Source organism: Bacteroides sp. (genome assembly GCF_028690125.1).
In the GTDB taxonomy this organism is placed as follows: Bacteria; Bacteroidota; Bacteroidia; order Bacteroidales; family Bacteroidaceae; genus Bacteroides.
Map to the genome: position 1 here is coordinate 147834 of NZ_JAQVBV010000008.1, position 25627 is coordinate 173460.

The following is a 25627-nucleotide window of genomic DNA, read 5'->3' on the forward strand; positions in this document are numbered from 1 at the left end:
ACTTGTCAATTGGTAAATTGGCACACCGGTATATTATTATTTCGCAAAAATACGATTCTTTTTTAGATTTATTATCTATGAGAATAAAAACTAATCGGAATAAAATAGTTTCCTTTGCAGTGAATTTCAAAAAAGATTATGAAGAAATATATAATAGGAATATTGGTAGCACTTCTGCCTGTTTGCGCTACACTGGCTCAGAACAACAGCACAACGGTAACAACCCCTGAATCGCTAAATACTACCAATTCCATTGGTGAAGTTGCATCGACCGATACTACTCCTACTCTTTCCAAACGCGAATTACGACGCCAACGCGTAGCGAAGCGAAATCTTCACTATAATATCTTAGGCGGACCAAGTTACACTCCGGACTTTGGTTTACTGATAGGAGGTAGTGCATTAATGACCTTCCGAATGAATCCGAGTGATACAACGCAGCGGCGCTCAATATTACCGATGGCTATTGCTTTGATGTTTAAAGGTGGTTTGAACCTGATGACCAAGCCACAGCTCTTCTTTCAAGGAGACCGTTTCCGAATTTTCGGAACTTTTTCTTATAAAAATACGATAGAAAATTTTTATGGGATAGGATATACTGCTAACAAGGATTTTGAACGCGGAAAGGAAACAAGCGAATATCGCTATAGTGGCGTTCAGGTGAATCCATGGTTTCTGTTCCGTTTAGCGAAAAGCGATTTTTTTGTCGGTCCGCAAATCGACTTTAATTATGATAAAATTACCAAACCTGCTCCGAGAATGATTGAACAACCTTCATATATTGCAGCAGGAGGAACAGAACATGGGTATAATAATCTTAGTTCCGGTTTGGGTTTCTTACTTACATATGACACACGTGATATTCCAGCAAATGCTTATAAAGGAACCTATTTGGATTTCCGTGGCATGATGTACAACAAAATCCTTGGTAGTGATAACAACTTCTACCGTTTGGAGATTGACTATCGCCAATATAAAAGTCTGGGACGTCGTAAAGTACTAGCTTGGACAGTACAAACTAAGAATGTGTTTGGCGATGTTCCTTTGACAAAATATGTACTTAGTGGAACTCCTTTTGATCTTCGTGGTTATTATATGGGGCAATATCGTGATAAGTCTTCTCATGTCGTGATGGCAGAATACCGCCAGATGATCAATACAGATAAAAGTAATTGGGTAAAAAAAATGTTGAGCCATGTTGGTTATGTAGCATGGGGTGGATGTGGTTTCATGGGTCCTACTCCAGGAAAAATAGAAGGTGTACTTCCTAATTTGGGAGTTGGTTTACGTATTGAGGTTCAACCCCGTATGAATGTTCGTTTAGACTTCGGTAGAAACATGGTAAACAAACAAAATTTGTTCTATTTCAACATGACAGAGGCGTTTTAAGCAAATATTATAATCAATCTGCATATTTTTTGCAAAATAGAGGGTAAAAAATATCGCTAAATGAACTTAATTGCTACCTTTGTATATTGATAAACAAACAAGAGCAAATATAAAAGTTCAATATGAAGTATTTTAAAGCCTCCATCGTATTGTTATTGCTACTATTAGCGCCTATAAAACACATTGCTGCACAAGAAGTGAGCAGCAATTCTAACTACAATAAAGTTGATTATAGTAATATTATACTTCCTCCTCTTGATGTCCTGTTTGAAAATGCTAAAAACACACCCATTTATGAAATGGCTGACGTAAAAGCTGCCATAGAACGCAAGCTACTCACCAAAGAGAAGCGTGCTTTTCTTGGTTTCTTCAGTTTGCGGGGAAGTTACCAATATGGAATGTTTGGTAACGAGTCTACTTATACGGATGTAGCAATCTCTCCTTATCTTAGTTATTCCACTCAGGCACAAAACGGTTACACCCTTGGCGCAGGCATAAATATCCCCTTAGACCAGTTATTTGATCTAAAGCCACGTGTTACCAGACAGAAATTAGCACTCAGAAGTGCCGAACTGGAAAGAGAAATTAAATACGACGAAATAAAAAGAGAAATCATTCAGATGTATGCTATGGCAACTTCGCAACTGCAAGTTCTCCAAATAAGAAGTGAGAGTTTGGTGCTTGCAACCGTGCAATATGAAATATCGGAAAAAAATTTCGCTAATGGCACTATTGAATCGTCCGAGTTATCTGTTGATAAAGAAAGACAATCGAAAGCACGCGAAGCTTTTGAAAGTAGTAAGTTTGAACTAACTAAAAGTTTAATGATACTTGAGGTAATTTCTCGTACATCGATTATAAAACACAAATAAAATCTATGAACTTCATCATTTCAACAATACGGACTCTTTTTCGCCATTATTGGCAAATCATATTAGTGACCAGCATATGTACAGGAATAGCATATTACCTTACCTTAAATATGCGAGGGGGGTATGATGTGAAGTCCACATTATACACGGGAGTAGCCTCCGGATATAATTTAGAAAGTGAGAAACAGACGAATTGGGCAATGGTACAAAATTCGATGGACAATCTAATTAGTATTATACAGGCAGAAAGTACATTGAAAAGAGTATCCATTCGATTATTTGCCAGGGTTCTTATTGAAGGAAACCCTGATAAAGAAGTAAACGGTATTACTCCTGCCAGTTATAATTATACTTATAATCACGTAAAGAATAGTACTTATGGAAAAGAGATTTTGGCTCTTATAGATAAAAGTAGTGAGGATAAAACAGTAGCTAACTTTTTTAAATATATGCGACCTGAGAAATCGAACTATCTATATGGACTATTTTATTATACCCATCCCTATTACAGCTATGAGGCTCTAAAAAAAATTAAAGTACAACGTAGACTTAGTAGCGATCTACTCGACATTAGTTACACATCTCAAGATCCGGGAATCGCTTACAATACGATGAGTATCCTAATGAAAGAATTTGTGAACGAATATAGCCGCATCCGCTATGATGAGACAGATAAGGTAATTGCATATTTTGAAAAAGAGCTGAGTCGTACCGGCACAAAACTCCGAAGCGAAGAAGACGACCTTACAAAATATAATGTAGAAAAACGTATTATCAACTATACTGATGAAACCAAAGAAATAGCCGCCATTAGCAAAGAGTATGAGTTAAGAGAGCAAGATGCACTTTTTGCTTATAAAAGTGCTAAATCTATGTTAGAAGAGCTTGAAAAGCATATGGATAATAATGCAAAACAAGTTATCAAAAATTTAAATTTCATAGATAAGCTAAAAGAAGCTTCTACCATCACCGGAAAAATATCTGAAACAGAAGCAATATCCCAAAAAGGAGATCAGGATAATAGTGAACTAAAGGCTGATAAGAAACGAATGAATGAAATCCGACAAGAATTAAGTGAATTGGCGGATTCATACATAGGACATAAATATACAAAAGAAGGAGTATCACGTACTAATATCATCGATCAATGGTTGGAGCAAACTTTACTATTTGAAAAAGCAAAAGCAGAGTTGCAAATCGTACAGAGTTCCCGTAAAGATTTGGATGAACGCTATATCTTTTTTGCTCCTGTGGGTACGACGATTAAACAAAAAGAGCGTTCAATCAACTTCACGGAACAAAATTATCTAAGAATACTTCAAAGTTATAATGAAGCTTTATTGAGAAAAAAGAACTTGGAGATGACATCAGCCACTCTCAAGGTATTAAATGAACCGACTTATCCAATATCTCCGAACTCTACTCATCGTAAACAAATACTCATAGCTGTTTGCGTGGTCAGTTTCTTGATTGTTGCAGTATGGCTTATACTTATTGAACTATTGGATAGAACTTTACGTGATGTTACACGTGCAAAGAATATAGCCGGATTCAAGGTCATTGGTGCAGTCCCCGATTCTTCATCTGTACGCTATGGCGGACTGAATAAAACATACACCCAATCTGCAATTAAAGAGATAAGCAATTCACTACTCAGTTTCTTCACTGAACGGAAATCAGGTAACGTATATACAGTCAATTTGTTTAGTACCAGCAATGACTCCAATCAGGAAGAATTAGGCAAGTTACTCTATGAGTATTGGCAAAGCCGTAAACTAAAAACGCGGCTCATTTGTCATGGGGTTGATTTCAATATTGAATCATCTAACTTTCTTTTGGCCAAGAACTTCCTGGATTTCTACACCCCCCAAGGAGAGGACGTACTAATTATAGTTTATCCTTCATTAGAACAATGTTGTATTCCTACCGGATTATTATTGAACACAAATCTCAACCTCCTTGTAGCACCGGCTAACCGAGGTTGGAAAACTGTCGATAAACAGTTAAGTGAACAACTTTCAGTACAACTTGGAAAATCTTCTGTTCCACTACGAATGTGCTTGACATATGCTGACAGAGTTACTGTAGAAGACTTTACGGGGTTGCTTCCGCCATATACTTTTATACGCAAATTCATATACCAACTTAGCCAATTATCACTAACAGAAAAAATAAGAATCAGAAAAAAAGCGGAAGTAGACAACGACGATGATGAATAAATTTACAGGTATTCATTTAATGTTCATTATACAGTTTCTACTATTCATTGTAGGAATGTTTGTCGATATCAAATTAGGGTTAATATTCACAGCCTTTGTTTTGATACTCACAGTTGTCACTCTGGTGAAACTTAGTGAAGATGAGAATACAGACTGGAAAGCCGGGAAAAATGTCATGTTTGGGCTATTTACAGTCTGGTTCTTCTATTATCTTCTCGAATTTTTCAATCCCAACAATGTAATAGAAGCATGGTTTATCAATCTCCCCCCATATGTTCTATTCCCTTTAATATTCGCATTTATTGTTCCAATCGTCATACGTAGCACTAAAAGTATTGAATATTTATTATTTATCTGGTCCGTTTTCGTATTGATATTTACTCTTAAAGGTTATTGGCAAAAAAATCACGGTTTTAGTGATCGCGATCTCTTCTTTTTATATTCACGCGAAGGCTGGCGTACACACATTATCTGGTCAGGTATACGATATTTCTCTTGCTTTTCAGATGCTGCAAACTATGGAGTACATGCTGCCATGTCATCGGTTGTTTTTTCTATATCGGCATTCTTTGTAAAACAAAGATGGAAACAAGTATATTTTCTATTTATAGCAGCGTGTGCTCTTTATGGAATGGGCATTTCAGGAACAAGATCCGCTATGGGTGTTATAGCTGGTGGAATACTAACTATCGCTATTCTTGCTCGCAACTGGAAAGCATTGTTTACAGGAGGCATCTTGATTCTCGCTATTTTCTGTTTCTTTAATTATACAGACATAGGAAGTGGAAATCAATATATCTGGAAAATGCGCTCCACATTCCACCCTAACAAAGACGCCTCTTATTTGGTACGCCTTGAAAATAGATCACAGATGAAGATTCTGATGGCTGACAAGCCAATTGGTTATGGAATAGGTCTTTCTAAAGCAGGAAACTTCGACTCAAATGAAAGGATGCCTTATCCTCCCGATTCATGGCTTGTCAGTGTATGGGTGGAAACAGGAATTATTGGTCTGATTTTATATCTTCTAATACATGGTATCCTCTTTGCATGGTGCGCATGGATATTAATATTCAAAGTACGAGACAAATATTTACGCGGATTAGTTGCTGCATGGTTTAGTATGGATATCGGCTTCTTTATATCCGCTTACGTCAATGATGTTATGCAATATCCCAATCAGTTACCTGTTTATGTGGGTTTAGCCTTGTGCTTTGCCGCACAACATATTGACGAACGAATTCAACTGGAAAAAGAACAAAGACCGGAAAACATAACAGACGAATTAGTATGAAAAACGACCATCCACTTCTTTCATTTATCACGATTTGCTACAATGGATTCAGCGATACGTGTGAATTGATAGAATCTATACAAAAAACAATTTATTCGGTAAACTACGAAATAATTGTTGTAGACAACGCTTCGCGTGAAAATGAAGCCGCAAAATTTCAAAAGCTTTACCCCTCCGTGATAGCTATTCGCAATAACGAGAACAATGGATTTTCTGGTGGAAACAACATTGGTATCCGTCAATCAAAAGGTAAATACATCTTCTTGATAAACAACGATACCTACATCGAAACAGACGGAATTGCTTTTCTCATAAAACGATTGGAAAGCAGTGCAAAGATTGGAGGTGTATCTCCTAAGATACGTTTTGCGTTTTCACCACAGCACATACAATTTGCAGGATTCACACCTTTGTCGCGATTCTCATTACGTAATAGAACATTAGGCTTTGATAGTCCTGACAATGGGATGTTTGACAAAGCTCATTCTACTCCATACCTTCACGGAGCATCCATGCTTCTAAAACGTGAAGTTATAGACACAGTAGGTCTGATGCCCGAAATCTTTTTTCTCTACTATGAAGAACTAGATTGGTGTACCAGCATGAGAAAGGCAGGTTACGAGCTTTGGTATGAACCACGTTTTACCATTTTTCATAAAGAAAGCCAAAGTACCGGGCAACTTAGTAAATTGCGTACATATTATCTGACGCGCAATCGTTTGCTCTACGCACGTAGAAACCTGAAAGGCTTTACACGGTCAGCTACACTCCTTTATTTGAGTACTGTCGCAGCAAGCAAAAATGGTTTACTCTATTTGTTGAAAGGTCGTCTTGATCTATCGGTAGCCATCTTCAAAGGCACTTATGCAGGGCTAACGCTTTCATTGATTAATGAGTAATTATCTCATGAACTACCTCAAAACTACATCGTACCATGAACATCATCGACTGGATACTTTACATTCCTTTGACATTATGTGTTAGTTATCTGCTAATATTCGCCATTGCTTCTAAGTTCTACCGTACCCCCCGGTATCCGGAAGCCAAAACTTATTGTCGTTTTGCTGTATTATTTCCGGCTTATAAAGAAGACCAAGTAATTGTTTCTTCCGTGCGTAGCTTTCTGGAGCAAAATTATCCGCCTGATAAATTTAACATTATTGTCATTTCAGATCAAATGAAACCCACTACTAATAAAGAGTTAAGCTCATTGCCTATCCGATTGTTAATAGCTCACTACACAGAGAGCTCAAAGGCTCGAGCTCTTAGAATGGCCATAGATGCCATAGAAGGTGAGACTTATGACGGTATTATTATCATGGATGCCGACAACTTAACCATTCCAAACTTTTTGAGCGAAATAAACAAAGCTTTCAACAATGGGATTGATTCTGTACAAGCACACCGTACAGGAAAAAACCTAAACACGAGTATTTCCATTTTGGACAGTATCAGTGAGGAAATCAATAATAGTTTCTTCCGAAGTGGTCACAATGTCCTCGGTCTTTCAGCAGGATTATCCGGTTCCGGTATGGCTTTCAATGCCAATTGGTTCAGAAAAAATGTGGCACACCTACAGAGTGCGGGTGAGGATAAAGAATTAGAAGCATTACTTTTGCGGCAAGGTATTCATACCGTCTATTTAAGACAATTACCTGTATATGATGAAAAAGTAGAAAAGAAGGAAGCTATTGGTAACCAACGAAAACGTTGGATAGCGGCACAATTCGGCACTCTTTATACATCACTCCCCTATTTCCCTAAAGCTCTGCTACAAGGTAATCTTGATTATTGCAACAAGATTTTCCAATGGATGCTCCCTCCCCGACTGATACAGCTTGCCGGAGTCTTTGGTTTTACAATATTTTTTACCACTTTCGGTGTATACATGAGCCTACAAGGTCATGAGCAAGAATGGCAGATTAGTATAAAATGGTGGATTCTGTCATTTGCACAGATCACGGCAATGATTCTGCCAATTCCCGGAGAGATGCTCAATAGGCGGTTGTTACTCTCTATTTTACAGCTACCCACACTAACCATTACCACTATCAAAAACTTGTTCAAGTTAAAAGGAGCTTATAAAAAGTTCATTCATACTAAACATGGAGATCATGAATAAATAAAAAAATATGAAAATAGCCATTGAAGCACAAAGAATATTCCGTTCCAATAAGCATGGAATGGATTTCGTCGCTCTTGAAACCATTCGAGAACTACAAAAGATAGACAAGAAGAATGAGTACTTCATATTTGTCACCCCAGGAGAAGATCGCTGTCTGAAAGAATCGGACAACTTTCATATTATCGAGCTATCCTGCCCCACTTATCCTCTATGGGAACAAGTGGCACTACCCAGAGCAGTGAAACGAATAATGCCCGATTTGCTGCATTGTACCAGCAACACGGCCCCATTACACTGTCCGGTTCCCTTAATACTGACATTACATGACATTATATATCTCGAAAAACGACAATCTTCGAGCAAATCATGGTATCAGGAAATGGGCTGGCATTACCGTCGTTTAGTCGTTCCCCGTATTTTGCCTCACTGTAACAAAATAATTACAGTATCACAATTCGAATGCCAACGAATCCGCGAAGTTCTTCATCTTCCCGATGAACAGCTAGTTGCCGTATACAATGGATATAATCCTTATTTCTCTCCCTTTCCGGCAGCATCTGACATTATTCGCAAATACATAGAAACAAATGATTATCTATTTTTTCTTGGTAATACGGATCCCAAGAAAAACACTCCCCGTATGCTGAAAGCATATAGTCTATATTTAAAACAGTCAGAGCAAAAACGTCCCTTGCTTATAGCTGATTTAAAAGAAGACTATATTGACAGTATTCTCGATTCTGAGCAATTGACAGCTATTAAACCCTATTTACGTTTCCCGGGTTACATACCCAATATCGACTTAGCGAATATATATAATGGCGCATTTGCTTTTCTGTATCCCTCACTTCGGGAAAGTTTCGGCATCCCCATTTTAGAAGCTATGGCATGCGGTACACCTGTTATTGCAGGCAACATATCGGCAATGCCGGAAATTGCTGGTGAAGATGCTTGTCTGGCAGACCCATTCAGTCCGGAGGACATAGCTCGACACATCATCAGGCTGGAAAAAGATAAATTATTTTACCAAGAACAAGTAAAATACGGGTTAAAAAGATGTCAGTTATTCTCATGGAATAAAACGGCTGAAAAGTTACTTGAAATATATTCAGAACAATATCTGCATCAATAGTATATAATCAGAAAGAGTGAAGCGCATATAACACTTCACTCTTTTTTCACTTCAAAGCATGGACAAGCCTTAATCTACTTTTCCGGCTCAATCTCTCCGTTCCCATTCAAGTCGGGACTCAAATCACGATGGAGAGAATACGACAACCCGGATAATCGCGCAACAGCGTAAGTATAAGCACACGAAGCGAATGCTTCGGGTATTCGGTACGGGTATCAGCCGGACATCTGTGGCAATCCAGACCATCTTCCTAGCAGACACCAATACTGGTTAAATAAGACGCTCCCGGATTAAAAGAACGGCTCATAGCCTCCGGAATGAATATTAAAAGCAAATATTACACACTTGCACAAGTATGCCTAATCATAGAAGTGCTACAGGAGCCTTGACTCAATGAGCAACAAACAATGAAATCAATTCCTCATTTTGATCTCTAACTAGCCTATTGTCCAATCCTCACTAAACAACTCATTTTCACCAACCAGCAAGAACTATCAAATTTTATATCTCATACTCGCCTATCTAATGGAACCGAAAGGTCTTTCGACTCGACGCAAGGCGAATATCTCCCATTGAAAGGATCGTAAATAAACGTAGCTACTTCTCTCCATCCCGAATGCTTAAATTTCACCTTTTTCCACATAAACACAAGTTATTCCGATTTCATCATCCCTTTCTAAAACCAGCTCGTAGTCGGCTTTATTGTAAAAGTCGGCAGAACCACTGATATCATACATTTCCGGAGGAGTCGTCGTATTCGTCATCAGATTTCGATTCATTTTATGAGGATAAGCACAAGAATGACCAGACAATTGTACTGATTAAAACTTATCTAACAAATTTGACAAATATTGCGTTTTCGTCTGTCCCAGTTGGGGAGTATGATCGAAGCGGTTGAGTGAGTCTAAAACAACGATACGACATCCACGACAAACTACCAATTTGCGAGTTTTAGCAAGCATACGATCCCGCGTGATACTCCCTTTGAGCGAAATATGGCTGACATTATTCGTAAGAAATTGCTCCAAAAGTGCCAGAAGACTGTCTGACATACCATAACCATTTTTAAAACGATGTCCGGTGAGCTTCTCAATCAGTTTGCAAAGATGGTAGACAATGGGTACATTCTCCAGACTGAAAAAGCGATTTTCCACTGATGCCACAAGCAAAGGCATAACACAAGCTCCGTCGATCCATTCAGATTTTCTAGAGCCGAACGTACCCGTGACAATAAGAAGACGACAACGTCCATAAGAGCAAAATTTGTCCATTTCCTCCCATCCTGTATCAGCACCGGGACTAAAACTGTTGTCATAGAGTGTACGCAATTCTCTGTGAAGACCGGCAGCAGTAAAGATACCTTCTAAATATATTTCCTCCGCTTGCTCGATGGCAATACGGAAACTTTCGGCACCATACTTAACAAGATCCTCATTAGCATCTTTGCATTCCCGTCCATAATTCACAATTCCCCAACGTTCAGGTCCTAAACGATTGACCAGCTCTTCACGCAAAACAATTCCTGCCGAATCTGAATCAACAATGATAATAATCTCTTTTTTTCCTCGAAGTGAGTTTCTATAAAGCGGTCAAGCCACATCAGGTTAGCATTAGCTCCAGCAAGTACAGAAATCACATTTTAAAATGCCTTAGCCATGCTCGATGTAGCATCCAGTTCGCCTTCATAAATAATATAGGTCGGCTGTCCCAAAAAACAGAATCAATGTTGTAAGGAATCAATTCAGCTTTTTGTACCATTTAGAAATGCTTCGATCCACTACGAAATGTTGTATTGATCAACTATAATTAAAACAAACGGAATGGAGGCTGGAACATAACGGTAACTGCCAGATACTTACACGCTAAAGCATTCAACCAGCACCTGAAGTCGCTAAAATGTGCACTCAAGCTCCATTTAGTTTACTATCAGATCAATCAGGCAATGACCAATGAAAAATGTTTAGTCTTACTACAGGCGGACTCGAAAGACATACACAAATATGACCAGCGGCTAATTGTCTTTTTACAAGACTCGAGTGACAAGGAAAAACAACAGAGACGAATTATACAAAAACAACAAACATTACATATCAGTGGAAAACTGATAAAACAAAACGGAGAAAAAAGACGTAAAAAGAAATGCATAAAAAAGAGAAAGTTATCATAAGTTTCATTATCTTTGTTCTAACAAGAGTATATGCTCGTCAAAACTAAGTTTAATAAAACATGAACGGTTGTAATACAAACGCGAAAGGAATAAAAGCATTAATCGTTTTTCGGGAAACTGGCGACACAGACAATCTTTTTGCGACTGTATTATGTGACGCCATCCGGTTGGTTGGCATTGAAGTGCAATGCTCTGTGGAAGAATTCTGGAATTCAGATATGGAATATAATATCATTCACTTTCAATGGCCTGAAGAAGTTATAGGTCGAAACAGCAATGACTTCGGTATCATCTCTCGCCTGAAGGAACGAATTGATTTCTTTCGTTCAAGAGGAACCCATTTCATATACACACGTCATAACTTGTGTCCCTCCTCAGCAAACGAAGTCATCAATCATGCCTACGAAATCATCGAATCCGAAAGCGATATAGTGGTACATATGGGTCATTATAGTCTCAATGAATTCGCAGCCGGCCATTCCGGGAGCCGGAATGTCATTATCCCACATCCCGTTTATGAATATACTTACCGAGAAGATATTAGTATTGAACGGGCACGTCAGTACTTGAATTTGCCACAAGACGCGTTTATTGTTACTGCTTTCGGGAAATTCCACAACAATAAAGAAAGGCGCATGACATTGAATGCATTCAGCAAATGGAACAAAAGAAACAAGTTGTTGCTGGCACCCCGTTTTTATCCGTTTTCGAGAATCAATAAATACGGTCACAACTTTCTGAAGCGATGGATCTCTCGTACAGGATATTATCTGCTGATACCACTATTCAACCATTTTTCAAAAATACATGCTGGTGCAAGCGACGAAATGATAGATAGCTGCGATCTGCCTTATTATATTGCTGCTTGCGACATGGTGTTTATTCAACGGAAAGAAGCGTTAAACTCGGCTATGGTTCCCCTCGCCTTCCTATATCACAAAGTAGTAGTAGGTCCCAATGTAGGAAATATTGGCGAATGGCTGCGTGAAACGAGTAATCCGACATTCAATCCTGACGACCCACCAAATATTGTGAAAGCACTGGAAAAAGGAAATTTACAGACTATCTGGTACAAAGGAGAAGGAAATTATTCGTATGCAATGAAACATATGAACATAAAAAAAGTGGGAAAAGAGTACGCCCAAATTTACATGAACTTAACAAACAATTAATGAGTTAAAAACATCTATTTGATGTGTAACTTGATAAAAAAATGAAAAATAATAATAATATAAAGGTAAGTGTTGTGATACCTGTTTACAATACCGAAAAATACATCCGTCAAACAGTGGAAAGTATCATGAGCCAGACACTGAAAGAGTTGGAAATCATTATTATTAACGATGGCTCCACAGACGAAAGTTTGAAAATTATCAAAGCACTTGCACTATTGGACAATCGAATACAATTTTATTCGCAGCCTAACCAAGGACCATCTGTAACACGTAACGCAGGTATTACACACTCCCACGGGAAATATCTATATTTTATGGACAGTGACGATTTGCTCGAAACAGATACATTGGAAATATGTTATCAAAAATGTGAAGAAGATCGGTTGGATTTTGTTTTTTTTGATGCTTGTTGCTTTTATGACAATGATCTCTCTTATGTTCCGCAATTGAGCTATCAGCGTACGGACAAAATGGAGGACAAAATCTACAATGGTATTGAAGCTTTGAAATTTCAATTAGAAAATGAAATCTTTACCCCTTCTGCTTGTCTTAACTTTATTAGCACAAGTTTTCTGAAGAAATGTGATTTACACTTCTATCCCGGGATACTACACGAAGACCAACTATTTTCTACCTTACTCTATTTGCAAGCAGAAAGAACGGCTTGTATACGTCGATCTTTTTTCCAACGCCGCTTGCGCAATAATTCAATCATGACATGCAAGTTTTCAACCAAAAATTTGAAAAGTTACCTCATTGTAGTACATGAACTATTGCAATTCAAGAAGCAAACTCGTGAAGAAAATGTTGGAGTGGTTATTGACCTGCACCTTTCACAAATGCTCAACGCTGTGGTATGGCAAGCACACACTCTTCCTTTTAGGAAACGCATACAATTGGCTATTCGTTCTTTATTTCAATATAAGCGATATATATCAATAAGAAGTATTGGAGTGTTGCTATTTAAATCATTAATTCATCAACAATCTAAAAGTAATGACTAGCAATATCAAGCAACAATTATTTTCCGGCATATTTTACACCGCTATTGCAAAATACAGTGGAATCATTATTTCCTTAGTTGTAGCAGGCATTCTGGCTCGTTTACTTTCACCGGATGATTTTGGCATCGTGGCAATTGCCAGTGTCATTATCGCCTTTTTCAATCTTTTCACTGACATGGGAGTATCTGCTTCTATCGTTCAGAACAAATCATTGACAAAAAAAGAATTATCAGACATCTTTTCATTCACAGTATGGACGGGAATTGGTATCAGCACCTTATTTTTTGCTGCCTCCTGGCTTATTGCTGATTATTATAAAAGCGAAATTTTACGAACACTTTGCCAACTATTGGCAATCAATCTATTTTTTGCGTCAGCCAATATTGTTCCGGGAACAATGTTCTATCGAAACAAAGATTTTAAATTTATCGCCATTCGTAGTTTTACCATTCAGATAATCGGAGGTACTGCCGCTGTGATAGCAGCTTTATCCGGCGCAGGATTATATGCACTGATTATCAGCCCAATACTTTCCAGTATCCTATTATTCGGTATCTCCTACCGCCGCTATCCACAACAGATTCGTTTTACATTAGGATGGAACGTGTTACAAAAAATATTTTCCTACTCCGCTTATCAGTTCCTTTTCAATATTATTAATTATTTCAGCCGCAATCTTGACAAACTACTTATCGGGAAATATATGAATATGTCCGACCTTGGCTATTATGAAAAGTCCTATCGACTGATGATGCTTCCTTTGCAAAATATAACGCAAGTGATTACTCCGGTGATGCATCCCGTTCTTAGCGATTTTCAAAACGATAGAGAATGTTTAGTTTCATCCTATGAACGAATTGTCCGTATTCTAGCATTTATTGGTCTACCATTAAGTGTATTACTTTTTTTCACAGCAGAGGAAGTTACGTTGATTATCTTCGGCGACCAGTGGTTACCCTCCATTCCGGTATTCCGGATTTTGTCTCTTTCAGTGGGCATTCAAATCATACTGTCTTCTTCCGGATCTATATTTCAAGCAGCAGGAGACACACGAAGCTTATTCCTTTGTGGGGTATTCTCTTCTTTTTTCAACGTAATAGGAATATTGCTTGGTATTTTCCATTTCGGTACATTGACAGCAGTCGCTACTTGTATTACAATCACATTCACAATCAATTTTTTACAGTGCTACTGGATGATGTACCGAATGACATTCCGGAAAAGTCTGTGGTCTTTCGTCCGACAGATCTTTTCACCGATAATCATAAGCTTATTAATAGCAACTGTCCTCTTACCTTTGCAGTACACGTTGGAGGGAATGAATCTTTTTATCACATTGATATTGAAAAGTTTCATTAGTTTTATTATCTTTGGAGCGTATATTCAGCTAACGCATGAGTATAATATCATAAAAAAATTACAAGAAATCGCAGGTAAACTAAACAAACAAAACAACAAATAATGAAAAAAGCACTTTTTTTATTATTTCATGGCTTTGGTGAAGCTAATGGCATCAGCAAAAAAATACGCTATCAAGTAAAAGCTCTCAAAGAATGTGGACTGGATGTGCGTACTTGTTACTATGACTTTATGCCGGACGGACGTCGTTGTTGGATGCTGGACGGCGAGATACTTGCTGACTTTGGATTCGGTTTGTCTGCAAAGATCAGAAAGCGATTCGATTTTAGTTTTATTGCTGATTATGTCCGCTGCGAAAAAATTGAATTTGTCTACATCCGTTCATATCATAACGCCAATCCTTTTACGATTCATTTGGTGAACCGCATGAAAAAATATGGAGCTAAAGTGTTGATGGAAATTCCGACTTATCCCTATGATCAAGAATACATCACACGATCTATGAAACTAGATCTTACTGTCGATCAACATTTCCGCTCCCGCCTTGCCCGTTGTTTGGACGGAATTGTCACTTTTTCTAATGCCAAAACAATATTTGGAGGACGAACAATCCGTATTTCGAACGGAATTGACTTTGATCATATTCCGGTAAAAACACAAAAAAATGATACTTCGCGTGAGATGCATCTCCTAGGCGTAGCAGAAATACATTATTGGCATGGCTTTGATCGTCTATTATCGGGACTTGCTGAATATTACCAAACAAATCCTGACTATAAGGTTTATTTTCATATTGTAGGACCGCTTTTCGGAGAACGTGAACAGCAAGAGATTTTACCGATTTTACAAAACAAGGAGTTGAAGGATTATGTCATCCTCCACGGCCCTCTGCATGGCGCTGATCTTAATGCCTGCTTCGAACAAGCAGACTTTGCAATCGGTAGTCTGGGACGACATCGAAGTGGAATCACGTTTATTAAAACACTCAAGAACCGTGAATATGCCGCAAGAGGAATTGCTTTCGCCTACTCGGAAACCGACGAAGACTTTGACTCAATGCCCTATGTCTGTAAGGTCTCTGCCGACGAATCACCTATCAATATCCGGAAACTGATTGACTTTCAGCACTCCATGACACTTACGCCGGAAGAAATACGCGAATCTGTGCGCCCATTATCGTGGAAGGCACAAATGCAAAAAGTAATAGAAGATTTTCATCATGAATAAAAGAATGAAAATAGCCTATTGCATTCCTTCTCTATACTATCCGGGAGGTATGGAACGTGTATTGACTATAAAAGCAAATTACTTTGCCGAACATTTTGGTTACGACATACATATTATCCTGACAGACGGCAAAAACAAGAAACCTTATTATGAATTGTCGCCGTACATCACTGTACATCAACTCGACATCAATTATGACGAATTGTATGATCTACCCTTCCATAAGCGAATCTTAGATTATGTCAGAAAACAGAGTTTATTTAAGAAGCAACTAAACAAATGTCTTTACCAACTCCGTCCGGATATCACAATCTCGCTACTCCGACGAGACATTAATTTTATCAACGAAATGAATGATGGCAGTATAAAACTAGGCGAAATCCATCTCAATAAATCTAATTACCGGGAGATAAATGATCGTTTACCTGGCTTTATACGACAATTCATACAAAAATACTGGATGAAGCAGTTTGTCCGTCATATACGAGAACTGAAACGTTTTATTGTCTTAAGTTATGAAGATGCAGCCGAATGGACAGAATTAGATAGTGTATTCGTCATTCATAATCCCCTTTCATTCTTCCCCGATTCTCAGTCAGACTGTACAAAAAAGCAAGTAATTGCCGTCGGAAGGTATATGCCCCAAAAAGGATTTGATCTACTTGTACCCGCCTGGCGCATTGTCAATGAAAGGCATCCCGATTGGATACTCCGCATTTATGGGGACGGCAAACGTGACGAACTGCAACAATTGATCGATTCTTCCGGAGTCTCTTCTACCTGCATATTGGAGCATAGTGTATCAAATATTGTAGAAAAGTATTGCGAAAGTTCTATATTCGCATTGTCTTCACGCTACGAGGGCTTCGGAGTGGTTATTACTGAAGCAATGGCTTGTGGCATTCCCCCTGTTTCATTCACATGTCCTTGCGGACCTCGAGATATCATTGATGATGGAAAAGACGGATTATTGGTCGAAAATGGAAATGTGGAAAAATTAGCCGAAAAAATCTGCTACTTGATAGAAAACGATAATATTCGTATGGAAATGGGTAAACAAGCACGCATCAACAGCCAACGTTTTAGGATTGAACATATTGCATATCAATGGAAAGATTTATTCGAATCTGTCTTACAGAAAGGAGAAACGGTATGAAATGGTGTGAAAATTACCTGAAAGTATATGAAAAGCCCTTCGAAACAGCTCCACAGTATGCCCTTGAAGTTGTTAGAAACAAAATGAGAAATCTTGAAAAATATGAAAAGCCTTTGGTTTCAGTGGTTTTGATATGCTTTAATGAAGAAAACCGTTTATTGAGTTGTCTTTGGTCACTCTGCGAAAATAAGTGCGACCTACCTATGGAAATTTTGGCTGTAAATAATAACTCTTCCGATAATACGGAGAACGTGCTGCAACAACTTGGGGTAACCTACTATAATGAATTTAAGAAAGGTCCAGGATTTGCCCGACAATGCGGGCTCAACCATGCCAAAGGAAAGTATCACATTTGCATTGATGCAGATACAATGTATCCACCATATTTCATTTCGATACACTTGAATAAGCTAATGAAACCTGACGTGGTTGGCACATTCAGTTTATGGAGTTTTATTCCTGAAAAAGGCCGCCCCAAACTCGGATTGTGGTTCTATGAAACATTAAGGGACATTCATCTGAGTATACAGGCAATAAAGCGCCCTGAACTATGTGTACGTGGCATGGCTTTTGGTTTCAACACTGAACTGGGACGAAAATTCGGATTTCGTACTGATATTCGACGAGGAGAGGATGGATCTCTGGCTCTGGCTATAAAACCTTATGGAAAATTAATATTCATCCACTCAAAAAAAACTAGAGTTTTAACCGGAAACGCTACGCTGAAAGTTGAAGGTTCACTACTCCACAGTTTTACAAAAAGATTAATGGAAGCATTTGTAAATGCATCCATGCTTTTTACCAAAAGAAATAAATATAATGATGACAAAGATAATTTGATTTAACAAGTGTGATTTATAGAATAAACATGAACATTAAACATTATTTAAACTTACTCCTTTCCCTTTTGACTGCAGCGATATTAAATACCGCCTGTATAAAGGATATGAATTTATATAAAGAAAAGGAAGACGAAAACAGCAAGGAAGAAGGAAAAGAAGACAATATAGATAAAGAAGAATCATTCTATCTATATCCTTTCGACAAGGAGATTCAGAATGCTACAACTTCTCTGATTATCCGGACTAATAAACCAATTGACGCAACTCGGATTCAAACAGAAATACCCATATTGAAATACAACAAACAGTGGCTATTAATGCTAACGCAAGATGACTGTCAGCAATCTAGTTATTGCCGAACCTGGGCTGCTATCAACGGTAAGCCAATATCCAGTTCCAAACTCTATCCTGACCCCACAGAGAATAACCCGGATAGACAGATAGACTACTATTATCATGCAGTGCAGTTGAAAAAAGAAGATCTACCACCTACCATCATTCCTGCCGGAAAATCACTCGGAAGCACAGACGGCACGGGAAACGAAGTTCGTTTTGCCTTTACTGCTGCCATCTGGCCTGAAAAAGAAATGATGACACAAAAGATTACGGTAACTCCCGGATTCACAAAAAATTACTACCGTTTTTACAGAGGTGGTTCACTTGTATGGGATGATGTCTCCGAAATCCTCAACTACGGTTCGGGTATCGCTTTCCACGACGTCGAAGTTGAAAATGTAAAAGATCCCGGATCTATACTGGATCATTTTAACATCGCACAAACAATTATTCAGGACAAACTATCAGGACGAGGATGCAAAACGCTAGCAGAACCCAATGGAAACAAGACATATATCGAAGCAGCCAATCAATATGCCTCCATACAAACAATAACCGCACAGACACAAGCAAATGATATTTATCCTTTTAAAGTGACCAATGACCTACACAAGGTTGTGCAGAACAGATACTTCAATGAGAACCCCAATGAATTCAAACAACTTATTCAAAAAGAGATCGACAAATTCCATCCTAAAGAAAGAAAAGGTATCCATATTGGTGTGCACAACACAGACGATAACTGGATAAAACTACTGACATGGATTAATAATACTTATGGAAAAGATGGTGATGACTCCGTTTGGTTTCCTTGCTTAGAAGAATATTATGAGTATAATTACTATCGCATCCATGGTACTACAATGGTTGAACAAATAGATCCGAGCACATTAAAATTAACGATTAATCTTCCTAGCGGGCAATACTTTTATTACCCCTCTATTACTGTCAATCTGTACGGCATTTCATTAGATAATATAGCTTCTATAGAAGCCGATGATATCGTTACCGGGCTGTCATACGCCAACTTTGAAGAAGGTATGATGGTTAATATCGATTGCAGAAAATACCTAACAGAACATGCAGAAAAATTTATAGAGCAATATGAAAAGGATAAATCAAATCAATCTAATAAAGCGGATGCTCTATACTTTGTGAATATACTCAAAGAGTCAAATACTAAAATGAATTTACTGGACCGTCTTAAATAAGAATCTCATGATTATACGTTCCCCACTTGACAGATATGATCTGAATATTAAGAAAAAGGATAAAGTCCTTGAAGTTGGTTCAGGACACAACCCAACATTTCGTTCGAATACGATTGTAGAGAAGTATGTAGATACAAACTATCATCGCTGCGGTGATGTTAAAATATACCCTCATCAAACTTTTGTCAATGCTCCCGGAGAGATACTTCCATTCAAAGATAAAGAATTTGACTATGTAATTTGTAATCAGGTATTGGAACATGTAGATGATCCTGTCCTCTTTGTTCGAGAGCAATGCCGTGTCGCAAAGAGAGGATATTTAGAAACACCAAGTCTATTAGGCGAATTCTTATTTCCTAAAAAGTCACACAAATGGGTGATTCTCTACATCAACAATAAACTTGTACTTTTTGAAAAAGATAAAATGCCAGGCAACTATGGAAATAACTACGGAGAGTTGTTCCTTAACTATCTCCCCTACCAGTCTCTAATCTACAAATTATTATGGTTTACTGAAGGCGACCTGATGTTAAATCGTTGTGAATGGGCAGACGATATAGACATCATTGTGAACCCTACAGATGAGAAATATTTATCGTTTTTCACAGGTCCCTGGAACCGGGGAATGGTACAACAATTATATCCTCAAAGAAGTCTTGCAAAAGAAATTATAAAGTCAATAAAAGCATTAATGTATTTAGTGAAAAGTAAGATCAAGGACAAAAAACATACGGCACTCGACCTGAATGAATATTTGAAATTACACTCTAAATAAGGATGTTTAGTATTAAGAACTGAATCTCAAATTTATAACTAGCATAATAAACAGCCATGAACGATACACTTGTCCTCTGCCTCGAAATTCTTTTCTGGTTTGCCATGTTCATTGTATTCTATACATACCTCGGCTATGGCATTCTACTCTACCTACTCGTCAAACTGAAAGAGCTTTTCATTAAACCCGTGAAACGCTCACTTCCGTCATCAGATAATGACTTGCCAGAAGTGACTCTTTTTATCACTGCTTTTAATGAGGAAAATGTAGTGGATGAAAAAATGGCTAACAGCGTTGGATTAGATTACCCTGCGGATAAACTTCAAATCGTTTGGGTGACGGATGGCAGTGATGACGAGACTAACGATCGCCTGCAAATGCAATGGAACGGAAAGACAACCGTCTACTTCCAGCCCAAACGAGAAGGTAAAACGGCTGCCATGACACGTGGAATGACATTCATCAAAACTCCTATCGTCATCTTCACGGATGCCAACACAATGATAAACCGTGAAGCAATCCGGGAAATTGTACTCGCTTTCCAAAACCCAAAAGTTGGTTGTGTAGCAGGAGAAAAACGCATTGCCGTACAAACGAAAGACGGAGCTGCTGCCGGTGGAGAAGGAATCTACTGGAAATACGAATCGACTTTGAAAGCTCTTGACGCACGACTTTATTCTGCCGTGGGAGCTGCCGGAGAATTGTTTGCCGTACGTCGCGAACTTTTCGAACCGATGGAGCTGGATACATTGCTTGACGACTTTATTCTTTCTCTCCGCATTACGATGAAAGGATACATCATTGCATATTGCACCAACGCTTATGCTATCGAGAGTGGATCAGCAGATATGCGTGAAGAAGAAAAAAGAAAAGTACGTATCGCTGCCGGAGGTCTGCAATCCATTGCCCGTTTGCGTCCTTTGCTAAACCCTTTCAGGTATGGAGTTCTCAGTTTTCAATACACGTCGCATCGGGTACTACGATGGTCTATTACCCCATTCCTGCTGTTTGCCCTTTTCCCGCTGAACATCGCACTTCTGTTATCAGGTAGCACCCCTATACTATATGGAATATTGCTTGTTTTACAGATACTTTTTTATGTAATGGGATATTGGGGATATTATCTGTCTACTAAACAAATTAAAAATAAATTGCTTTTCATCCCTTACTACTTCCTCTTCATGAATATTAATGTACTCAAAGGTATCGGGTACTTAAAACGGAAAAAAGGAAATGGAACTTGGGAAAAAGCCCGACGGGCGAAAGCATAAATATGAATTCACAGTAAATACAAAAGCTCCCTATTGATAATTCTAAGAGTTGTACAAACAAATAACTAATTCTTTTGTTATCTTTGCGGGAGACAAAACTCCTATAATTTAAGGAATGCGCATGAACAGGACATTAAATAATGCAACCAATGCACAACGGATATTGAAACTTACTGCTGACACGATGCTATTGATTGATCGCAAAGGCATCTGTATAGACATCGATACCCACAGCGAACTATGGTTTCTACAAGAAGAAAAATTATTAGGTAAAAATATATTTCAATTACTGCCCAAATATACAAGAGAGAAAATATGCCCAGTTTTTCAGACTGTATTGGAGGAACAACGAAGGATTTCCAAAAATTTCAAACTGGAACTGGAAAATGATACGTATTATTTCAAATGTATCATGTACCCTTACGACGACATGGTGCTCTGCCAATATCGCGACATTACGCGACGAAGTAATGTGAAGCATCTGCTCGAACAAGCAAACCGGAATTTGCGTGAGATACAGAAGGTAGCACAAATAGGTCAGTGGACATACAACACACGAAATAGTATTTTCTATTATTTGGGACATACGGGGATATTATGTGCCGAAGATGTAAAAAGTATCTCACTCATTGATTATCAAAAATTGATCATTGAGGAAGACCGCAGTACATTCAACCAATGGTGTAAAAGAAATATAGAAGGTTTAGATAAGGAAAGCATCAGCTACCGCATTCTCTTCAATGGTGACGTTTACTATGTCCAAGTACAGACCTATCTGCGAGAGCAACTATCCGACGGCAGCTTGAATATTGAAGGATATATCCAGAATATAACGGACATACAGCACCGTAGAAATGATATTAATACGCTAACTCATGCCATCAACAACGCAAAAGAGAGTATCTTTGCAGCTAAAAAAGATGGAACTCTGATTTTTGCCAACCGGCAATTCCTGCAAAATCATAGTATAGCTGAAACAGAGGATATTAATCAGCTGAAAATTTATGAGATTGTAGCGGATATGAATACGCAGAAAGAATGGCAGGATCGATGCAAGAATATCCATACTCATGGAAGTAGTTTCATCGTTCATAATCCTACGAGAAAAAATAAGAATATATTAGCATTCGAAGGTATCATGTATAATGTCACCAACGATGCCGGAGAAGAGAGCTATTGGTCCTTTAGCCACGATATTTCGGAACGGTTACGCTATGAAGCGCAAATCAAATGGTTGAACCGGATTATGGATACAACTATTGACAATCTTCCCGCTGGTATTATAGTGAAAGACATCAACAATGATTTTCGCTATATCTACCGAAACCGTGAATCATATAACCGAGATTTATGCAATTGTTATTCCATCGGCAAAAATGACTTCGATTATTATCCACAGGAAGTAGCGGAAGCCAAAAGAAAGGAAGATATTGAGGTTGCCACTACCGGACAAGGGCTTCACTGGACGCTGGAAGGAAAAGATAAAAACGGTAACTTGCTGATTCTCGACAAACGAAAAATACGTGTGGATGGTGATGACATGACTTCACCCATTATTATTAGCATTGAATGGGACATCACTGCTATGGAACTCATGAAACGAGAACTACAATCCTCTAAAGAAAAGGCGGAATTATCAGATAATCTAAAGTCCGCATTCCTTGCAAATATGAGTCACGAAATCCGTACTCCACTCAATGCCATTGTCGGTTTCTCGAATTTGATTGCCGAAAGCGAAGATAGAGAAGAACGCAAATCGTATTACGATATTGTTGAAGCCAACAATGAACGTCTATTACAACTAATCAATGAGATTCTCGACCTCTCAAAGATTGAATCTGGAATCGTTGAGTTTACTTTTGGTCCGGTAAATCTTCACAAACTCTGTAAGGAAGTATACGACGCTCATATTTTCCGCACACCTCTGGGGGTAAAACTTATCTATGAACCATCGAATGAGAGATTGATGATATCCACTGATAAGAATCGTGTATTCCAAGTATTCTCAAACTTGATCGGGAATGCTTTCAAATTTACAAAAGAAGGAAGTATCAGTTATGGATTTGAGCAAAAAGATAACCGCATTCTTTTACATGTTACCGATACCGGAACGGGTATTGAGCCAAACAAAGTAAATCGTGTATTCGAACGTTTTGCAAAACTGAATAACTATGCTCAGGGAACCGGATTGGGGTTATCAATCTGTAAAACAATTATTGAACGACTGAATGGAGAAATATCTGTTACATCCGAGATTGGAAAGGGCACTACTTTTACTTTTTTTCTGCCTTACGAAGTGGAGAAACCTTCTGTGGAATCATCGACACTATCAAAAGAGGCAGCTCTTTTATCCAATGAATTTCAGCAGTCAGAAAGCAGCGATTCAGCTATAGAAAAACAAGCGTCTTCTTCTGTATCTGAAGTAGAAAGTGTTTCACCCAATAAGCCTACAATACTGATTGCTGAAGATACTGATAGCAATTACGATTTGCTGAATGCCATTCTGGGTAAGCAATACAGACTTTTTCGTGCTCATGACGGTATTGAAGTTGTCACGATGTATGAAGAAGTGAAGCCGGACCTTATTCTGATGGATATAAAAATGCCAAATTTAGACGGACTTGAGGCTACGAAAATCATTCGTGAATTATCGACTACCGTACCTATTATTGCCCAAAGTGCTTATGCGTATGGTCATGACCTGAAATCCGCTAAAGCAGCCGGATGCGATGATTTTATTGCTAAACCTATTGCACAGGTTAAACTAAAAGAAATAATTAAGCAATGGTTGCCGCAAACGTAAAGGAGAAAAATAACCGAAAATATAACGTATAATTAATAAGAAAAAGAGATTAAAAAAAGTATGAAAGCTCTATACAGGTTATTTTATTATATATCTATTCTACTTACAGTAATTCTTGCAATTTTCACATTAGCCGGAGCCTTTTCCGGGAGTACATCACCAGATAGCGCAAAGCTATTACCTTTCATTGGACTTATATTACCGATACTTTTATTAATGAACCTTGCCGTAGCTATCTATTGGATTATTCGTTGGAGATGTTGGTTATTTATCCCACTTATTGCCATAGTAGGTAATTGGGCATATTTAAGCAGTATACTGCAATTCCCGTTATTCGATTCGGCTGCTGAGCCCAAAACTAATATGGCGGCTGAACAGAAAGCCCAGATAGAAAACAAACCAAATGCTCCAACAGAAACCAATCAGAAAACTCAGACAAAATCCAACACTTTTTTAACGCTGGCAACCTATAACGTTGATAGTTTTAATCAGGAACATACAGGTTTTTCCTGCAAAGAAATTGCTGAATATATGAAAAATCTTGGTGTGGATATTTTCTGTTTTCAAGAATTTGGAATCAATAAGGAGTTTGGTGTGGACAGCCTTTATACAGCTTTTTCAGAATGGTCTTATCATTATATTCCTTCTTCTCCAGAAGGAGAGCAACTTCTTCAGCTAGCCGTATTCAGCCGTTATCCTATCAAGGACCAACAGCTTATCACCTATCCGGAATCTGACAACTGTAGTCTCTGGTGCGATATTGAGATCAATGAGCGTACCATTCGACTGTTCAATAACCACCTTCAAACAACTGATGTTAGTAGTAATAAACGTAAACTTGTAAAGGAACTTAATGCAGACAACTCTGATAGGGTGGAATATGCAGTAATTACTCTTACAAATGGTCTGCATAATAATTTTAAGAAACGTGCTGCCCAAGCAGAGCAAATCAACCAATTAATCACTGTTTCTCCATATCCTACTCTTGTCTGTGGTGACCTTAACTCTCTTCCTTCTTCTTACACTTATCGTACTATAAAAGGAAATTTGAATGATGGTTTCCAAACCTGCGGACACGGATATATGTATACTTTCCATTATTTCAAACATTTGCTAAGAATTGATTACATCTTTCACTCACACGAATTCGAAGGGGTTGATTACTTTTCTCCATATCTGAATTATAGTGACCATAATCCGGTAGTGATGAAGATGAAATGGTAGAATTTTGAGATATATCTTATATCCGTTATTATATAATAATCCCCTT

18 protein-coding genes and 3 pseudogenes are annotated in these 25627 nt (G+C 38.1%); 19 read left to right on the forward strand and 2 right to left on the reverse strand.

Going from position 1 to position 25627, the window contains the following annotated elements:
• Positions 1-138: 138 nt before the first annotated feature.
• The 7 genes from PHO71_RS07690 (at position 139) to PHO71_RS07720 (ending at position 9031) form a co-directional block, all read left to right on the forward strand.
• The gene (locus PHO71_RS07690; protein ID WP_300201260.1) at positions 139-1389 is read left to right on the forward strand and encodes a BamA/TamA family outer membrane protein; all 1251 of its coding nucleotides are present in this window, start codon (positions 139-141) and stop codon (positions 1387-1389) included.
• 122 nt (positions 1390-1511) lie between these two features.
• Entirely contained in the window at positions 1512-2261 is a 750-nt protein-coding gene (locus PHO71_RS07695; protein ID WP_300201263.1) for a TolC family protein, read from the forward strand.
• Between the two features lie 5 nt (positions 2262-2266).
• Positions 2267-4480: a hypothetical protein gene (locus tag PHO71_RS07700; protein ID WP_300201266.1), complete on the forward strand. Its 2214-nt coding sequence runs from the start codon at positions 2267-2269 to the stop codon at positions 4478-4480.
• Positions 4470-5774, forward strand: coding sequence for an O-antigen ligase family protein (locus PHO71_RS07705; RefSeq protein ID WP_300201269.1), 1305 nt, complete (start codon positions 4470-4472; stop codon positions 5772-5774). The genes PHO71_RS07700 and PHO71_RS07705 overlap by 11 nt, the downstream gene beginning before the upstream one ends.
• Positions 5771-6673: a glycosyltransferase family 2 protein gene (locus PHO71_RS07710; protein ID WP_300201271.1), complete on the forward strand. Its 903-nt coding sequence runs from the start codon at positions 5771-5773 to the stop codon at positions 6671-6673. Before PHO71_RS07705 ends, PHO71_RS07710 begins: the two co-directional genes overlap by 4 nt.
• Before the next feature lie 35 nt (positions 6674-6708).
• Complete coding sequence (locus tag PHO71_RS07715; RefSeq protein ID WP_300201274.1) at positions 6709-7896, forward strand: glycosyltransferase family 2 protein; 1188 nt, start codon at positions 6709-6711, stop codon at positions 7894-7896.
• 10 nt (positions 7897-7906) lie between these two features.
• A complete protein-coding gene (locus PHO71_RS07720) occupies positions 7907-9031 on the forward strand; it encodes a glycosyltransferase family 1 protein (RefSeq protein WP_300201277.1) in 1125 nt (374 codons plus the stop codon).
• Between the two features lie 74 nt (positions 9032-9105).
• Here PHO71_RS07720 and PHO71_RS07725 read toward each other — a convergent pair.
• Positions 9106-9299: pseudogene (locus PHO71_RS07725) on the reverse strand (N-acetylmuramoyl-L-alanine amidase); the annotation flags it as partial.
• Between the two features lie 13 nt (positions 9300-9312).
• On the opposite strand from PHO71_RS07725, the pseudogene PHO71_RS07730 reads away from it, so the two are divergent.
• Positions 9313-9420: pseudogene (locus PHO71_RS07730) on the forward strand (DUF4248 domain-containing protein); the annotation flags it as partial.
• A 119-nt stretch (positions 9421-9539) separates the two neighbouring features.
• On the opposite strand, the pseudogene PHO71_RS07735 reads toward PHO71_RS07730, so the two are convergent.
• A pseudogene (locus PHO71_RS07735) lies at positions 9540-10848 on the reverse strand (toprim domain-containing protein); the annotation flags it as partial.
• 409 nt (positions 10849-11257) lie between these two features.
• On the opposite strand from PHO71_RS07735, the gene PHO71_RS07740 reads away from it, so the two are divergent.
• From PHO71_RS07740 to PHO71_RS07790, 11 genes are all read left to right on the forward strand, one after another.
• Positions 11258-12370, forward strand: a complete 1113-nt coding sequence (locus PHO71_RS07740; protein ID WP_300201279.1) for a glycosyltransferase family 1 protein — start codon at positions 11258-11260, stop codon at positions 12368-12370.
• Between the two features lie 41 nt (positions 12371-12411).
• Positions 12412-13377: a glycosyltransferase gene (locus PHO71_RS07745; RefSeq protein WP_300201281.1), complete on the forward strand. Its 966-nt coding sequence runs from the start codon at positions 12412-12414 to the stop codon at positions 13375-13377.
• Positions 13370-14839 (forward strand): lipopolysaccharide biosynthesis protein, encoded by a 1470-nt coding sequence (locus PHO71_RS07750; RefSeq protein WP_300201284.1) that lies wholly within the window; start codon positions 13370-13372, stop codon positions 14837-14839. The genes PHO71_RS07745 and PHO71_RS07750 overlap by 8 nt, the downstream gene beginning before the upstream one ends.
• Positions 14839-15963 carry a glycosyltransferase gene (locus PHO71_RS07755; protein ID WP_300201287.1) on the forward strand — a complete coding sequence of 375 codons (1125 nt, stop codon included), beginning with the start codon at positions 14839-14841 and terminating at the stop codon, positions 15961-15963. The genes PHO71_RS07750 and PHO71_RS07755 overlap by 1 nt, the downstream gene beginning before the upstream one ends.
• On the forward strand, positions 15956-17119 hold the full coding sequence (locus tag PHO71_RS07760; RefSeq protein ID WP_300201290.1) for a glycosyltransferase family 4 protein: 1164 nt from the start codon (positions 15956-15958) through the stop codon (positions 17117-17119). Before PHO71_RS07755 ends, PHO71_RS07760 begins: the two co-directional genes overlap by 8 nt.
• Positions 17116-17964 carry a glycosyltransferase family 2 protein gene (locus PHO71_RS07765; RefSeq protein ID WP_300201292.1) on the forward strand — a complete coding sequence of 283 codons (849 nt, stop codon included), beginning with the start codon at positions 17116-17118 and terminating at the stop codon, positions 17962-17964. Before PHO71_RS07760 ends, PHO71_RS07765 begins: the two co-directional genes overlap by 4 nt.
• A gap of 23 nt (positions 17965-17987) precedes the next feature.
• A complete protein-coding gene (locus PHO71_RS07770) occupies positions 17988-19508 on the forward strand; it encodes a hypothetical protein (RefSeq protein WP_300201295.1) in 1521 nt (506 codons plus the stop codon).
• Positions 19509-19515: 7 nt separating this feature from the next.
• Positions 19516-20283, forward strand: a complete 768-nt coding sequence (locus PHO71_RS07775) for a class I SAM-dependent methyltransferase (protein WP_300201298.1) — start codon at positions 19516-19518, stop codon at positions 20281-20283.
• A gap of 56 nt (positions 20284-20339) precedes the next feature.
• Positions 20340-21554, forward strand: coding sequence for a glycosyltransferase family 2 protein (locus tag PHO71_RS07780; protein ID WP_300201301.1), 1215 nt, complete (start codon positions 20340-20342; stop codon positions 21552-21554).
• A 121-nt stretch (positions 21555-21675) separates the two neighbouring features.
• Positions 21676-24357 carry a PAS domain-containing hybrid sensor histidine kinase/response regulator gene (locus PHO71_RS07785; protein WP_300201304.1) on the forward strand — a complete coding sequence of 894 codons (2682 nt, stop codon included), beginning with the start codon at positions 21676-21678 and terminating at the stop codon, positions 24355-24357.
• 60 nt (positions 24358-24417) lie between these two features.
• Positions 24418-25581 (forward strand): endonuclease/exonuclease/phosphatase family protein, encoded by a 1164-nt coding sequence (locus PHO71_RS07790; protein WP_300201307.1) that lies wholly within the window; start codon positions 24418-24420, stop codon positions 25579-25581.
• Positions 25582-25627 lie beyond the last annotated feature (46 nt).